Source organism: Pseudomonas sp. 57B-090624 (assembly GCF_003234055.1).
Lineage (GTDB): Bacteria > Pseudomonadota > Gammaproteobacteria > Pseudomonadales > Pseudomonadaceae > Metapseudomonas > Metapseudomonas tohonis.
In genome coordinates this window covers 38,794-53,085 of the sequence record NZ_QKRU01000009.1, presented here as the reverse complement: position 1 = coordinate 53,085, position 14,292 = coordinate 38,794, and the positions used below count along the sequence as shown (strand labels likewise).

11 protein-coding genes and 1 pseudogene are annotated in these 14,292 nt (G+C 67.0%); 4 read left to right on the top strand and 8 right to left on the bottom strand.

Translation table 11 applies throughout. The features are described 5' to 3' along the window. The first annotated feature begins 96 nt into the window (after positions 1-96). Together DMX10_RS06080 and DMX10_RS06075 are read left to right on the top strand one after the other, a co-directional pair. The gene (locus DMX10_RS06080) at positions 97-699 is read left to right on the top strand and encodes a hypothetical protein (RefSeq protein ID WP_111260249.1); all 603 of its coding nucleotides are present in this window, start codon (positions 97-99) and stop codon (positions 697-699) included. Between the two features lie 27 nt (positions 700-726). Beyond that, a complete protein-coding gene (locus DMX10_RS06075) occupies positions 727-1,284 on the top strand; it encodes a hypothetical protein (protein ID WP_111260248.1) in 558 nt (185 codons plus the stop codon). 272 nt (positions 1,285-1,556) lie between these two features. On the opposite strand, the gene DMX10_RS06070 is transcribed toward DMX10_RS06075, so the two are convergent. Together DMX10_RS06070 and metE are read right to left on the bottom strand one after the other, a co-directional pair. Then, positions 1,557-3,632 (bottom strand): phosphocholine-specific phospholipase C, encoded by a 2,076-nt coding sequence (locus DMX10_RS06070; protein ID WP_111260247.1) that lies wholly within the window; start codon positions 3,630-3,632, stop codon positions 1,557-1,559. Positions 3,633-4,198: 566 nt separating this feature from the next. Beyond that, positions 4,199-6,502 carry a 5-methyltetrahydropteroyltriglutamate--homocysteine S-methyltransferase gene (gene metE / locus DMX10_RS06060; protein ID WP_111260246.1) on the bottom strand — a complete coding sequence of 768 codons (2,304 nt, stop codon included), beginning with the start codon at positions 6,500-6,502 and terminating at the stop codon, positions 4,199-4,201. Between the two features lie 369 nt (positions 6,503-6,871). Between metE and DMX10_RS06055 the strand changes: the two genes are divergently transcribed. Further along, on the top strand, positions 6,872-8,044 hold the full coding sequence (locus DMX10_RS06055; protein ID WP_111260245.1) for a hydroxymethylglutaryl-CoA reductase: 1,173 nt from the start codon (positions 6,872-6,874) through the stop codon (positions 8,042-8,044). Positions 8,045-8,093: 49 nt separating this feature from the next. Here DMX10_RS06055 and DMX10_RS06050 read toward each other — a convergent pair whose 3' ends face one another. The 4 genes and pseudogenes from DMX10_RS06050 to DMX10_RS06035 all read right to left on the bottom strand — a co-directional run bounded on the left by DMX10_RS06050 (position 8,094) and on the right by DMX10_RS06035 (position 11,737). Beyond that, entirely contained in the window at positions 8,094-9,455 is a 1,362-nt protein-coding gene (locus DMX10_RS06050) for a CSLREA domain-containing protein (protein ID WP_111260244.1), read from the bottom strand. A 156-nt stretch (positions 9,456-9,611) separates the two neighbouring features. Further along, positions 9,612-10,376, bottom strand: a complete 765-nt coding sequence (locus tag DMX10_RS06045; protein WP_111260243.1) for a CHAD domain-containing protein — start codon at positions 10,374-10,376, stop codon at positions 9,612-9,614. Positions 10,377-10,515: 139 nt separating this feature from the next. Beyond that, positions 10,516-11,368 (bottom strand): annotated as a pseudogene (locus tag DMX10_RS06040) (EamA family transporter). Positions 11,369-11,521: 153 nt separating this feature from the next. Next, complete coding sequence (locus DMX10_RS06035; protein ID WP_111260319.1) at positions 11,522-11,737, bottom strand: DUF3079 domain-containing protein; 216 nt, start codon at positions 11,735-11,737, stop codon at positions 11,522-11,524. Positions 11,738-12,303: 566 nt separating this feature from the next. On the opposite strand from DMX10_RS06035, the gene DMX10_RS06020 reads away from it, so the two are divergent. After that, complete coding sequence (locus DMX10_RS06020; RefSeq protein WP_111260241.1) at positions 12,304-12,750, top strand: HIT family protein; 447 nt, start codon at positions 12,304-12,306, stop codon at positions 12,748-12,750. 14 nt (positions 12,751-12,764) lie between these two features. Here DMX10_RS06020 and DMX10_RS06015 read toward each other — a convergent pair whose 3' ends face one another. Beyond that, positions 12,765-13,082, bottom strand: a complete 318-nt coding sequence (locus DMX10_RS06015) for a hypothetical protein (RefSeq protein WP_111260240.1) — start codon at positions 13,080-13,082, stop codon at positions 12,765-12,767. A 341-nt stretch (positions 13,083-13,423) separates the two neighbouring features. After that, positions 13,424-14,053: a LysE family translocator gene (locus DMX10_RS06010; protein WP_111260239.1), complete on the bottom strand. Its 630-nt coding sequence runs from the start codon at positions 14,051-14,053 to the stop codon at positions 13,424-13,426. Positions 14,054-14,292 lie beyond the last annotated feature (239 nt).

Sequence of the window (14,292 nt, the reverse complement as noted above, 5' to 3'; positions counted from 1 at the left end):
GCGCCGATATCCACCCCGCCATCCACCACAGGGCAGACCAGGGACGAAATGAGATTCTCCGATGAGGTTGCGGCCGCCTTTCCGGCCGCCAATCCGATGCCCAGCCTGTTGCGCCAGGCCATCGAACGGATGGAAGCGCACGGCTGCGTCCGTACGCTCCGCAGCGGTACCCGCTACATGACCCTGCACCCGGAGCCCGAATTCAGCGACATCTCCACCACCTCCATCCACGTACCGGACCCGACCGACACCCGCGCCTGGACCAACAGCGACGCCCCGGCGGTGAACGAGCGGCTGGTGATCTTCCTCAGGACGGGCGGAGACGGCTCCTGGGCAGGCCTCTGGCTGGACGATGCCGGCGAGCAGCGCATCGTCCACCTGGGCTCGGGCTCCGGCTCGGTGATGCTCTGCGTGCTGACACAGACCATCGAAGACCTGCTGCGCCTGCTCGCCATCGGCTACGACGAACTCTGCTGGCCGGAGCAGTTCGGTGTGACGCCCCAGCAGATCAAGGACGCCGACTACGAAGACGCCGACTACCCGCCGCCCCCACGCCTGTTCCGCGAGCACGTCGAGCGCACGCTGGGACTGAGCATCCCCGTGCGCGCGAAGGAGATCGTGCACAGCACCGCGAGCATGGACGACGATGAATCGAGCGACCCCTTCTGGAACTGGCTGAAGCGGGTTCGAGGGGATTGATCCACCAATAGGGCAAAGGAATTGCGAATGAGACGGTTTGAACGGATACGCCAGGCGGCCTGTGTTGTGCTGCTGAGCCTGCTTTCGTCGGTGGCGCTTGGGGATACCGAAGAAGGTATAGCGGACTACATTCGCCTTCAGGAACAGCACATCGCCAAGGAGATCGAGAATATCCCGTCACTGGTGGAGCGATACGCTAGCACCCTCGGTTGCAGCTATGCGATGGACCCCAAGAACGTCGTGCCTTACACCCTCGACCGGCATGTCCACGTGGCGCTGTATGCGTTGGACGCAGGGTGCAGCGGCGGCTCACAGATGCAAGCAACGCAGATAGCGGTGGTGACTTATGGGGGCTATGACAGGCTCTTTATCAGCCCCGAGCTCTCCCGAATCGCAAATAGGCCCCCAAAAATCGTCGATCGAATCTATGTGGAGAACGGCGCATTGCGCTATGAAGGCCGGAAACCCAGCAGCGACGATGCGCTGTGCTGCCCAAGCGGGATCGTTCGCGGCACGCTGAAATTCGATGGGAGCATGTGGACATTCGTGGACGATGCAGAGCCTGGAGAGGGCCGTTCCGAATAGACCCTACGGAAGCACCGAGCGGAGGTGCGCACGGCACACCCTACGGCACGAACCCTCGAGTACAGGACGACCACTGAAACGCCTGTCGATGGAGGCGCAGAAAGATAGCACGGCAGAAATCGCCCACACGCCGCTGAGCTGCGGACACCATCTCGCTATCGTCACCCGAGTCTTTCAGCGGGATGGCCGATCAGTCCGGGAACCAGGCCGGGGCGAATTTCAAAGTCCCGCCCTCCCCGACCTGGCCCGCCAAAGCGGGCCAGGCCTCCCCCTCAGAAGGTCAACGACCCGAGCCCCATGCCTGGGTCGCTGAAGCCTGGGCGGCCGTCTTCCATGCGCCCGCTGAAGCGGCGCAGGAAGCCTTCCACGCCTTGCGCGCGGACGCTGAAGTCGTACCAGTTGCCGCTGCTGCGCAGCGAGTAGCGCACTTCCCTGCGCTGGCCCGGCGGGACGGTGAGGGTCTGGCTTTCGCCACGGAAGTAGAGGTTGTCCTTGATCGTCAGCTTCAGCGGCTGGCGGCCACGGTTGATCAGTTGCACTTGCAGCCTGCCGAGCAGCGGCTGGTAGTCGACGCGCACTTCCGGCAGCGGTGCCTTGCGGTCCGCCGCGTCGCGGCGCAGGTTGCCGCGGAACACGCGCAGGAAGCCGTTCGGGCCGTGCACTTCCAGGTGGTAGTCGCCGCTGGCGTTGCCCGGGAAGCTGTCGTGCAGGCGGCGGTGCGCGCCGACGGTGTAGCGCTTGGGCGCGCTGACGCTGTCCAGCAGGTTGAACACCTGGAACACCGCACCCGCCTTGCCGGTGTTGGCGAAGGTGAGGCTGAGGGCTTCCTCGCCTGCGCGGTAGCGCGCGTGCACGCCCAGTTCATAAGGCAACGCCCGGGCGCGGCGGATGCCCATTTCCTGCACGGGCATGGCGGCCACGGCCGGCGGCTTGGGTTTCGGCAGCTTGATCTGGCTGGCGACGATGGCGTCGGCCTGGCTGGTGTCCGGCAGCCCCGGGAACGATCCGTTGGGGTTGGCGAAATCGAACGCCGAGGTCAGGTCGCCGCACACGGCGCGGCGCCAGGGGCTGATGTTGGGCTCCATGACGCCGAAGCGCTGTTCGAGCAGGCGGATCACCGAGGTGTGGTCGAACACCTGGGAGTTGACCCAGCCACCCTTGCTCCAGGGCGAGATCACGTACATGGGCACGCGCGGGCCGAGGCCGTAGGGCTGGTTGCGGTAGCGGGTGTCGCCCTGGGTGTGCCATTCGAGGGTGGCGTCGGCGGTGGTCTTGCCGTGCAGCGTGCCGTCGGCATTCAGGCTCGGCGCGGCAGGGGGTGCCATGTGGTCGAAGAAGCCGTCGTTCTCGTCGAACATCACCAGCAGTGCGGTCTTGCTCCACACCTCGGGGTTGGCGGTGAGCGCATCCAGCACCCAGGCGGTGTACTCGGCGCCCCAGATCGGGCTCGACGGGCCGGGGTGCTCGGAGTACTTGGCCGGCGCCACGATCCACGACACCTGCGGCAGGGTGTTGGCGAGCACGTCGCGCTTCAGCGCATCGAGCTTCCAGGTGCTCAGGCCGTTGACGATCAGGGGCGAATCCGGCGCGGCCGCGCGGTACTGGCGGAAGCCGATCAGCGGGTTGTCGGAGAAGTTGTCCGCCATGTCCTGGTACACGCGCCAGCTGATGCCGGCGGCCTGCAGGCGTTCCGGGTAGGTGGTCCAGGTGTAGCCCTGCTCCACCGGGCCTTCGCTGTCGTGGTCGTTGGTGGTCACCGGGCCGCCGTGCTGGCCGAGCGGGTCGTTGGTGCCGGTCCAGAGGAACAGGCGGTTGGGGTTGGTGCCGCCCTGGAACGAGCAGTGGTAGGCATCGCAGACGGTGAAGGCATTGGCCAGGGCGAACTGGAAGGCGATGTCCTGTTCCTTGTAGTAGCCCAGGGAGCGCTCGGTCTTGGCCGGCAGCCACTTGTCCATGCGCCCTTCGTTCCAGGCCTGCTGGGCGTCGGGCCAGGTGTGCGGGGTGCCGTCCACGCGCTGGGCGCTGGTGGTGAGGGTGTCGAAGTGGTACGGCAGGACCTCGCCCTTGCTGCCCTTCTGGTGCCACACGCGCTGGCCGTCGGGCAGCGGAATGGCCATGCGGTCGCCGAAGCCGCGCACGCCCTTGAGGGTGCCGAAGTAATGGTCGAACGAACGGTTCTCCTGCATCAGGATCACCACGTGCTCGATGTCCTTGAGGTTGCCGTGGCGGCGGTGCGCGGGGATCGCCAGCGCCGCCTGGATGCTGGCCGGCAGCAGGCTGCTGGCGACGGTGGCACCGACCGTGCCGGCCGCCAGCTGGATGAAGCTTCTTCTGCTTTTCGAAATCATCGGGGAACTCACCAGGTCGTATGAGTGGCAAAAGGCTGCTGAGCGCTTCCATGACGCTGGCAGCGAGATGTTCGAACACAGGCGACGCTAGTAATGGAAAAAGACGCTTTGGTTTCAACACGCCTTGCAACAACAATTCATGCCAACCCGATCACGCTTCCAGGCCATGTTTTTGGTCTAGGCCAGCTTTCGCTTGACAGACCCGGCCGATTGGTAAGGCCCAGGATAGAGCGGTTGCTGACATCGCCGTGCCAGTACGCGCCGTCGATTCCGAGTGGTACAGACCAACCCTCGGATAAGCGCGTGGCCACCGCTCGGTGTGGCGGCGGTCGCAGGGGGACGCCGCCGCCCCCATCCACCATCGGTGCCCGGCCGGGCACCGATCGGTGGAGGAAAAAAGCGACCTCCACCCTACGCGGAGCAACGCATCCTGCGCCGGCCCGGCATCGCGCCGTAGGGCCTGGCTGCGCTCGGAACCAACCTGGGGCTCATCGCCATGCCCCGGGTGCACCGTGTAATGCAAAACGGGACGCATGGCGTCCCGTTGGTTGGCTGCTCGCCTGGGCTCAGGCCAGTTCGCGGCGCAGTTGCCGTGCCGCAGCGACCATGTTGACCAGGGCCGCTTCGGTCTCCGGCCAGGCGCGGGTCTTGAGGCCGCAGTCCGGGTTGACCCAGAGCCGCTCGACCGGCACGCGCCGGGCGGCCTTGCGCAGCAACTTGATGATCTCGTCCGTGGTGGGCACGCGCGGCGAGTGGATGTCGTAGACGCCCGGGCCGATCTCGTTCGGGTAGGCGAATGCCTCGAAGGCATCCAGCAATTCCATGTCCGAGCGCGAGGTCTCGATGGTGATCACGTCCGCGTCCATGGCGGCGATGGATTCGATCACGTCGTTGAACTCGCTGTAGCACATGTGGGTGTGGATCTGCGTCTCGTCGCGCACGCCGCTGGCGGTGAGACGGAAGGCCTCGGTCGCCCAGTCCAGGTAGTGCTGCCACTGCGACTTGCGCAGCGGCAGGCCCTCGCGGAAAGCAGCTTCGTCGATCTGCACCACCTTGATGCCGGCGGCCTCCAGGTCGACCACCTCGTCGCGGATCGCCAGGGCCAGCTGGCGGGCCTGTACCTCGCGGCTCACGTCCTCGCGGGGGAAGGACCACATCAGCATGGTCACCGGGCCGGTCAGCATGCCCTTCATCACCTTCTGCGTCAGGCCCTGGGCGTAGCGGATCCACTCCACGGTCATCGGCTTCGGACGGCTGAGGTCGCCGACTATCACCGCCGGCTTCACGCAGCGGGAGCCGTAGCTCTGCACCCAGCCGAAGCGGGTGAAGGCGTAGCCGTCCAGCTGTTCGGCGAAGTACTCGACCATGTCGTTGCGCTCGGCCTCGCCGTGCACCAGCACGTCCAGCCCCAGCCTCTCCTGCACTTCCACCGCGTGGCGGATCTCGCTGTGCATGGCCTCGGTGTACTCGGCCAGGGACAGCTTGCCCTGCTTGTACGACTGGCGTGCCAGGCGGATGGCGGAGGTCTGCGGGAAGGAGCCGATGGTGGTGGTCGGGAAAGCCGGCAGATCCAGCAGCGTGCGCTGCTGGGCGATGCGCTTGGCGAAGCGCGAGGCACGCCGGGCATCGTCCGGGCGCAGGGCGGCGACGCGGGCCTGCACGGCGGGCTTGTGGATGCGCGGCGAAGCGGCGCGGCTGGCCTGTACCAGGCGGCTGGCTTCGCGGGCGGCGAGCACCTCGGGCGCTTCCGGCTCATCCAGGGCACGGGCCAGCACGGCGACCTCACCGCACTTCTGCACGGCGAAGGCCAGCCAGCTCTTCAGTTCGGCATCCAGCTTGTCTTCACGCTCCAGGTCCACCGGGCTGTGCAGCAGCGAGCAGGACGGCGCGACCCAGAGGCGATCGCCCAGGCGCTCGTGGGCGTGCTGCAGCACCTCCAGGGCCTTCTCCAGGTCACAGCGCCAGACGTTGCGGCCGTTGACCACGCCCAGGGAGAGGATCTTGTACGCCGGCAGGCGGTCGAGGATGGTCGGGTACTGCTCGGGAGCGCGCACCAGGTCGATGTGCAGGCCATCCACCGGCAGGCCGGCGGCCAGGCCGAGGTTGTCTTCCAGGCCGCCGAAGTAGGTGGCGACCAGTTTCTTCAGCGGCTCGCGCTGCAGCAGGTTGTAGACGCGCTCGAAGGCGTTCTTCCAGTCCTGGGGCAGGTCCAGCACCAGGATCGGCTCGTCGATCTGCACCCACTCCACGCCCTTGGCGGCAAGGCGCTGGAAGATCTGGCCGTAAAGCGGCAACAGGCGCTCGACCAGTTCCAGCTTGTCGAAATCCCCGCCCTTGGCCTTGCCCAGCCACAGGTAGCTCAGCGGGCCGATCACCACGGGCTTGACCTCGTGGCCCAGCCCCCTGGCTTCGTCCACTTCCTCGAACAGCTGCTCCCAGCTCAGCTCGAACTGTTGGTCGGCGGTGAACTCGGGGACCAGGTAGTGGTAGTTGGTGTCGAACCACTTGGTCATCTCCTGCGCATGGGCGCCGCCGCAGCAGCTCTCGCCATGGCCAGCGGCCACGGAACCACGCGCCATGGCGAACAGGGTGTGCAGGCTGGGCTTGGCGTCGCCGTGACGGAAACGCTCGGGGATGACGCCGAAGGTCAGCGAGTGGGTCAGTACCTGGTCGTACCAGGCGAAGTCGCCCACCGGCAGCAGTGCGATGCCGGCGTCCTTCTGCAGCTGCCAGTGCGCCGCGCGCAGTTCGCGGCCAACGGCGCGCAGGCCGGCCTCATCCAGTTCGCCCTTCCAGAAGGCTTCCTGGGCTTTCTTCAGCTCGCGGTCGCGACCGATCCGTGGGAAGCCAAGCGTGTGTGCCAAGGCCATGGGTGTTCCTCCATCGAAAATGTATGGGGGAATTCTCGGTGCATGGCACACATGAGACAAACTCAATTAATTCTTCATGAACTCAAGTTTCACTCATGTTGTTTCGTGGCGGGAAAACCACCTATCCAAGGTGCAGCCCTGGTCCCCGCTCACCCCCTGCCGCCGCGCCTCGGCCGCCATTCTGTGCCGATCCGGCGCCTCCATCGCCTGCTGGAAGATCAGGTCCTGCCCCCGGTCGGCCTTCGAAGATTGACGCGTTGGATCATCCGATTGGCGTGGTCGGTCATGTCGGCGACGCTGCCCGTGGGCACACTCGGGGGTCATGGATCTTCACCTAGGCTGAATCACCCGACCCCGCAGGAGAGCACGATGTCCAGAGGCGCCCCCATTCCCCGCAACCCCGAGAACGACTACACCCGCGAGCAGGCCACGCTACGCCGTGACTTCATCAAGGAGCAGACCGGTGCCGCGCTGGACACGGTCGGCCAGTACGCCATCGACCCGGCCGTCACCCAGGGCAATATCGAGAACTTCATCGGCGTGGTGCAGATGCCCCTGGGGCTGGCCGGCCCGCTCCGCATAGAGGGCGAGCATGCGCGCGGCGACTTCTACATCCCCATGGCCACCACCGAAGGCACGCTGCTGGCCAGCTACAGCCGAGGCATGCGCGCCATCAGTGCTTCCGGCGGGGTGAAGACCACGGTGGTCAAGCACTCCATGCAGCGGGCACCGGTGTTCTTCTTCGAGGATGCGCTGCAGGCCCGCGAGTTCGGCGTCTGGCTGGTGCGCGAGTTCGAGGCGATCAAGGCGGCGAGCGAAACCACCACCCGCAACGGCAAGCTGTTCGAGATCGAGCAGTACCCGGTGGCCAACATGCTCTACACCCGTTTCTGCTACACCACCGGCGATGCCGCCGGGCAGAACATGACCAGCAAGGCCACCTACGCCGCCTGCGAATGGATCAAGGCCAACCACCCGTTGCGGCCGCGATACATCCTTTCCGGCGCTATCGACACCGACAAGAAGCACTCGGCCATGAACATGATCCAGACCCGGGGCAAGCGGGTGATCGCCGAGTTCACCCTCAAGCGCGAGGTGGCCCACGAGTTGCTGCGCGTCGACCCCGCCAACCTCTACCGCTACCGGCAGATCGCCGCCGTGGGCGCCTTCCAGGCCGGCTCGGCCTACAGCGGCGCGCACTCGGCCAACGGGCTGGCGGCGATGTACATCGCCACCGGGCAGGACGCGGCCAACGTGGCCGAATCCCACGGCGGCATCACCTACGGGCAGTTGCTGGAGAACGGCGACTACTACTGGTCGGTGACCCTGCCCGCAGTGATCTGCGCCACCCATGGCGGCGGCACCAACCTGCCGACCCAGCGGGAATGCCTGGAGCTGCTGGGCTGCCACGGCGCCGGCAAGGCGGACAAGCTGGCGGAAATCATCGCGGCCGTGGTGCTGGCGGGGGACGTATCCCTGACCTCGGCGATCCTGGCCGGCGACTGGGTCAGCAGCCACGAGGCGCTGGGGCGCAACCGCTGAGGGTGCAGGCCCGGCTGGCGGGCCGGGCCTGCCCGCCTCTGCCACGGGCTCAGGGATAGGCCCGCTCGAACGCGCCGAGGTCGCAATTGACCAGGCCGTCGCCATCGCCATCACGCTGCCGGTCGAGGCCACGCTGGTCATGGCTGGCGCAATTGCCGACACCGGCGTCGATGGCGGCACTGGTGCGCCTGAGCGGGTGCACCAGGGCGCCGTTGTTGTCCTGCAGCGGGAACAGGTGGCGGGTGAAGGTCGTCTCGTCGGCGATGTAGGTTTGCGCGATGCAGTTGCCGGCGTCCGTGCCGAGCAGCAGGCCGCGCGCGCGCAAATCCACCGCGCCCGGCTGGTTGCGGCAGTTGCGTACGTCCTCGAACTCGCTGGAGCGGTTGCCGGCGATCAGGCTGTTGCGCAGCAGCAGATCACCCCGGTTGGTCAGCCCCCAGCCGTCGTTGCCGGCGATGGTGACGTGGACCAGCTCGGCGCGGGACTGCGCGGACAGCTCCGTGAGCCAGGGGTGGCCATTCTCGAAGGCGCCACGCTCGATGCTGCGGTTGCCGGAGAGGGTGCTGTTGGCCAGGCGCATCCACCCGGCGTTGGCGATGGCCGAACCAAAGCCGCTGCGCAGCACCTGGTTGCCCTGGAAGGTGGTGCGGGCGATGTCCGCCGTGCCCTGGTTGTAGAGCGCGCCGCCCATGCCCATCTCGCTGTAGTCCGATGCCCAGTTGGCGCTGAACAGGCTGTCGCGGACGGTGATCGCACCCTCGTTGTAGAGCGCTCCGCCGAGGCCCGCGCCCTGGGCCTCCTCACCGGCGTTGCGGTTGTCGCGGAAGGTCGTGCGCTGCACCTCGAGCACGCCGAAGTTGGCGATGGCCCCGCCGTTGCCGGCCAGCGCTGCCGGATAGGGCATGTAGACGGCGACGCGGTTGCCGACCAGTTCCACCTGGTACAGGTACAGCTGGCCACGGTTGAGCACGGCGCCGCCGTCGTAGATCTGGCGGCCGCCGGTGAGGGTCAGCCCGCGCAGCCGTACCTGCGCGCCGGCGTGTACATGAAGCAGGCGGTCCAGGCCCTGGCCGTCGAGGCGGGTCACGCCCACGCCCTTGCCGATCAGGCTCACCCGGCCATGGACATCGAAGTCGCCGATGGCGTTGGCATCTTCCTCCACCGGCCAGTTCAGGCCGGGGTCGGGGTTGGCCTTGTGCAACAGGTAGTCGCCGGCCTCCAGGCGGATGACGCTCTCCCCCGGCGCGGCGTTGGCGGCCGAGACGGCCTCGCGCAGCGAGCAGTGGGCCGGCGTGCACTGGCCATCGTCCTCGTCGGCGAAGGTACTGACCCGCAGGTCCAGCGCATCGGCGGCCAGGGGCGAGGCCAGGGAAAAGGTGAGCAGCAGGGTTCGGTGGCAATGGCCTGGCATGGGAAATTCCTCGTTCAGGAATCAGCGCTCGACAGCCCGGCTGAGGCCAACATCACTGTGGATTCAGGAGTACTGCGGCGGGTGCCGCTAGCAACTGACCCGCCGAACCCACGGAAGATTCCTGAAGACTGTTCCCGCGCCTGCCGAACGCCCCGCTCAATGCGCCTGCAATCGCTCCAGCAGGTTCTGCAGCTCCGCCTCCGCCGCCTTGAGCGAGGCGTCCATGGCGATCTCCCAGGGGCGGCGCAAGGGCTCGAGGTCGCGCTCGGCGTCGACCTTCAGGCACCACTGGAAGTGGTCGTGCCAATCCCCCAGGGCGCCTTGCACGGCCTTGAGAGAGGCCGCGGCCTTGGGCGAAATCGGCGACAGGCTCGGGTAGGCCTCGTGGGCATAGCGCATGCGCTTGACCAGGATGCGCAGTGCGTGGCGGTCATAGGCAGGGTCCTGCAGGGCGGCGACCAGCAGGTCGCGCTGCTTCTTCAGGCGCTTGCGGATGAAGTCGCGCAGCGCTCGCAACTCGCCCGCCCGCTGGGCATCGCGGAACAGCTCCGGCCAGTCGTCCAGGCAGGCCATCAGCTTGCGCACGGTGGGGCTGTCCTCGACCATCCGGTAGCCCTGCTCCAGGCGCTGGCGCCGTGGCTGCGCCAGGTCGGGCAGCCCCTGCCGCTGCAGCTCGATGATCATCACCTCCAGATCGCGGATCGGTGTGGTCAGCCGCCCCACTTCGGCTGCTGCGGCGTCCAGCTCGCGCACCGACTCCAGGTTGCGGATGGGCCGCAGCAGGCTGCGCAGCCGGCGCAGGCCGATGCGCAGGTCGTGCAGCGCCTCGTCATCCGTGCGACAGAGCAGGCGCACGCAGCTGTGGTGAATCCCCAGTTCTATTCGAAGCACTTGCGCAACGATCGAGTCGACGAAGGACATCGGGCACTCCAGTGTGAGTAATCAGTGGCCGGCGTGGAGCCGAGCCTAGCATGAGGGCGTTGGCACAACGCCAGGAACACGGGATTCGTCACGCCATTTTTCCTACCGGCGCGGGCATGCTGCGCCCCCTGCATGACGGTCATGCCTTCACGTGCAGCACCATGGCGCCGAGCAGCACCAGCGCCACCCCGACGACCTGGATCGGCGACAGGCGCTCCTTGAGGAACAGGTAGCCGAGGATCGCCGCGACACCGCCCGACAGGGTGCTGATCACCGTGACCACCGCCACCGAACCCGCCATCGCCCCGAGCGCGAACGCCGAGAAACCGCCCAGGTTCATCAGGCTGGTACCGGCCAGCGCGAAGGCCTGGCGGGCCGGGCACCTTCAGGCTGTCGCGGCTTCTCAGCATCAGCGTCAGCAGCACGCCTATACCCACCAGGTAGCCCAACCAGAGCATGCCGACCGTCCCCAGCCGGGGCAGCGTGAAATGGCCCTGCAGCCAGAGGCTGGTGCCGTAGAGCAACGCCCCGAGCAAAGCGTAGGCGACGGAACGGCGGGGCTCGATATGCCGCGGGATATCCGCGCCCTTCTGGATGCTGGAGAGAATCACCCCGAGCACGCACAGGCTGATGCACGCCAGTTGCAACAGGCTGAGCCGCTCGCCGCTGGCCCAGGACAGCAGCGTGGTGACCACGCCATAGGAGGTGATCAGCGGCGCGATGATCGTCGCCTTGCCGATGGAGAAGGCCTTCGACAACGCCAGCGCGCCAGAGACGGTGAACCTGGCCGCCAGCACACCCATGCCCCAGTCCCCGGGCGCTGCGCTGGCGAGCCTGTCGAAGAACGCAGGGACGGCCGCCAGCAACAGGCTCATCAGCACCAGGCCCAGGGCCTGGCTGAAGAACACCGCCCGCTTCACCCCGACGGCCCGGGCATTGAGCCCCACCATCAGATCCGTACCACCCCAGAGCAGGGCGGCGAGCAAGCCCATGAACACGTCCATGTCCGGCCTCCGCCATCGCATCCATCGAAGAAAAGACCTCGACTATGCCTCGGCGGGTAAGCGGCCAGCCAGTATCAGTTCGGCTGTTTCTGCCCATGGCAGTTCATAGACAACGCCGGTGGCGGCAGATGCCCCGGCGGCTCATCGCGGCATTTCTCCCGGCTGGACGTCAGGGCCTATCACCGGCTCGATGCCCCAGTCGCCCTGCTCGTGCCAACCCTCCCCGAAGGTCTCGATGGGGTGCATGGTGCGGTCGGCACCATTGCCGCACGCCAGGTCACTCGCCGCGCAGTAGCGGTCGCACCCCCAGCAGATGCGCTCGGGGTGCCGGGGATTCACGGGAAAGGGCTTGGCCATGTGGACGCTCGGCTTGGTCTGGGAATGCCTCACGTTACCGCGCACGCGCCGCAGCGCCTTGATCGCGATCAAGAGCACCAGGCACCCGCCCTCCTGCGCTGGCCATCACCACGAGCCATGGGCGCACCACCGTCCCGTGAAACATCGCCTGCGGTTGTTGCAGCGGCCACAGGCAGATCGCTACCATGCGAATAATTCTCAATCACTAATCTGAGTTCCCGACCGGGAAACAAGGCATGTCTGCGGCAGTCCCCTTTCCAGCACGCTATCCACGCGCCCTACAGCGACCATCACGGCTGGCTGTTCACCTGGCTGCGCCAGAAGCTCGGCGCACGCTACAAGGGCAGCACTGCCGCCCTACACCCTGCTCGACGCCATGGCCAGCTACGGCATCGGCGACAACTGGGGCGTGACGTTCAACGCCAACAACCTGGCCAACAAGAAGTCCAGCTACTGCGAGTTGGCCACCTGCCGCTACGGCGGCGAAAGCCCCGCACCGCCCTTGACCCGCCGGCTCGGCCCTGCACCGCCGGCGTTACATTCCAACGACCCAGCAAGGAGCTGCCATGTCCCTGATCTCGCAACGTGTTGAACTCGCGCGCAACGGCGCCAACGACAAGGTTATCTGCCGCATGGCCTCGGGTTGGGCCGTGATGGGGGACGTGCAGTTCCTGCCGGGCTACTGCCTGCTCCTGCCCGATCCCGTGGTGCCGAGCCTGAACGACCTGCACGGCGACGCCAGGACGGCCTACCTGCTCGACATGGCCCGCCTCGGCGACGCGGCGCTTCAGGCAACCGGAGCGCTGCGCATGAACTACGAGATCCTCGGTAACTCAGAGCCGGAACTGCACTGCCACATCTTCCCGCGTTACGACGCGGAGCCTGAAGGCAGGCGCCGGATGCCGGTATGGTTCTACGACTGGAAAGCCGCCCCGCCCTATGACGAAGCCGTGCACGGCGCGCTGCGCATGCGCATCGCCCGGTTGCTGGAGGAATCCCCCCCGGGCGTGTGAGTGGCCCATACGGCTCAAAGCGCCTGCAGCAACCTCTCCAGTTGCCCCCGCTCCCACTGGCTCAACAACTGCGTGGGATCGGTGCCGAACCGCGCCCAGCGCTCATGATCGCCGCGCCGGCCCTCGGGTGAGGTGCACTCGCTGCAGTGGTCGAGATGGCCGAGCTCGTTGTACAGCACCAACCGCCAGCCCTCGACATCCAGCGCCACGGCGCCGGAGCCTTCCCCGCTCCAGCCCCGCTGCCCGGCCTTGCGCAGGAGCTGCACGCCAAGGGCGATGTCCTTGAGCAACTGGTAGACCTCACGGGCGGTGAGGAAGCGGTCGTTCGTCATGGGTTCACTCGTCGTTTGGTCCAGGGAAAGAGGTCATGGCCGGAGACAGTGCAGTCCGAAGGGCCGTGAACCGTCCATGAAGCACGGAGCCACTTTGGGTGGAAGCGGTTCCACCGCGAAGGTTCCGGCGCCGTGTGCCGAGCACGAATGAATCCGCCCGCGAAGAGGTGGCGCTGCGCGGAGCCTGGCGACGGAAGCCCCCTGCACAGGTGATCCGAGCCACCGCTCAAGGCACCGGCGGTGCCACCTCGGGCGCCGAATGGCAGAGGGATGGAGCGTCGTCCGCCCTGCCCGTCCGACTCACGAGGATGCCTGCGCAAACCACCTGGCCCTGCGACGCCTCAGCGCGCAAGCATCCTCTGCAACCCCAGCGCCACCAGGGCCGCGCCGGCGCCGCCGTTGATGCCCCGTTCTATACGCAGGTAGGACGCACGCAGGGCCGCGGAACCGAACACCCGGGCGAGCCCGATGTGCCAGCCGAACGACAGTGCGCCGATCAGCGCGACGGTGACCGGGTAGAACCACAGCGGCGCGCCGACCGGGAAGATGGCCGCGAAGGCACTGGTCCAGAAGGCCGCGCCCTTGGGGTTGGTCACGCAGGTCAGCAGGCCCGTGCGATAGGCCGCCAGCCGCGAACCGTTCAGCTCCGGCTGCTGCACATCCGTACGCCGTGGCACGGGACGGAAGGCGGACCACACCAGGCGGCCGCCGTACCAGACCAGGTAGGCAGCGCCCAGCAGGCGCACACCGGACTCCAGCCAGGGATGCTGCGACAGCAGGGTCGCCAACCCGGCGATCGACACCACCACCCAGAACACCGAGCCGGTGGTGATCCCGAAGGCGACGTAGCGCGCATCCCGGTGCCGCTGGCTCAGGGCCATCTGGCTGAGGATGAAGAAGTTCGGCCCGGGGCTGGCGAGCACGGCCAGGTAGATGCCGCTGATCAGCAGCAGCGAATAGGCGTAGGTCATGGTCAGGGCTTCCGAGGGCTGGGGCGTTCTCGAACCCTACCAATGGCCCCCAAAGGGCCGATAGATACAGACGGCCCCGATTTTCGACATACAGGCTGCGTAGGACGGCGTAGAGCGAAGCGAAACCCATCAGGCGGCGCTACAGGCATCCCCCCAAACCGAACCCCGCCCCGTTGGGCCTCGCTGCGCTCGGCGCCAACCTACGACCCGGCCACGAACGCCTAGGGCACCACGCCTTC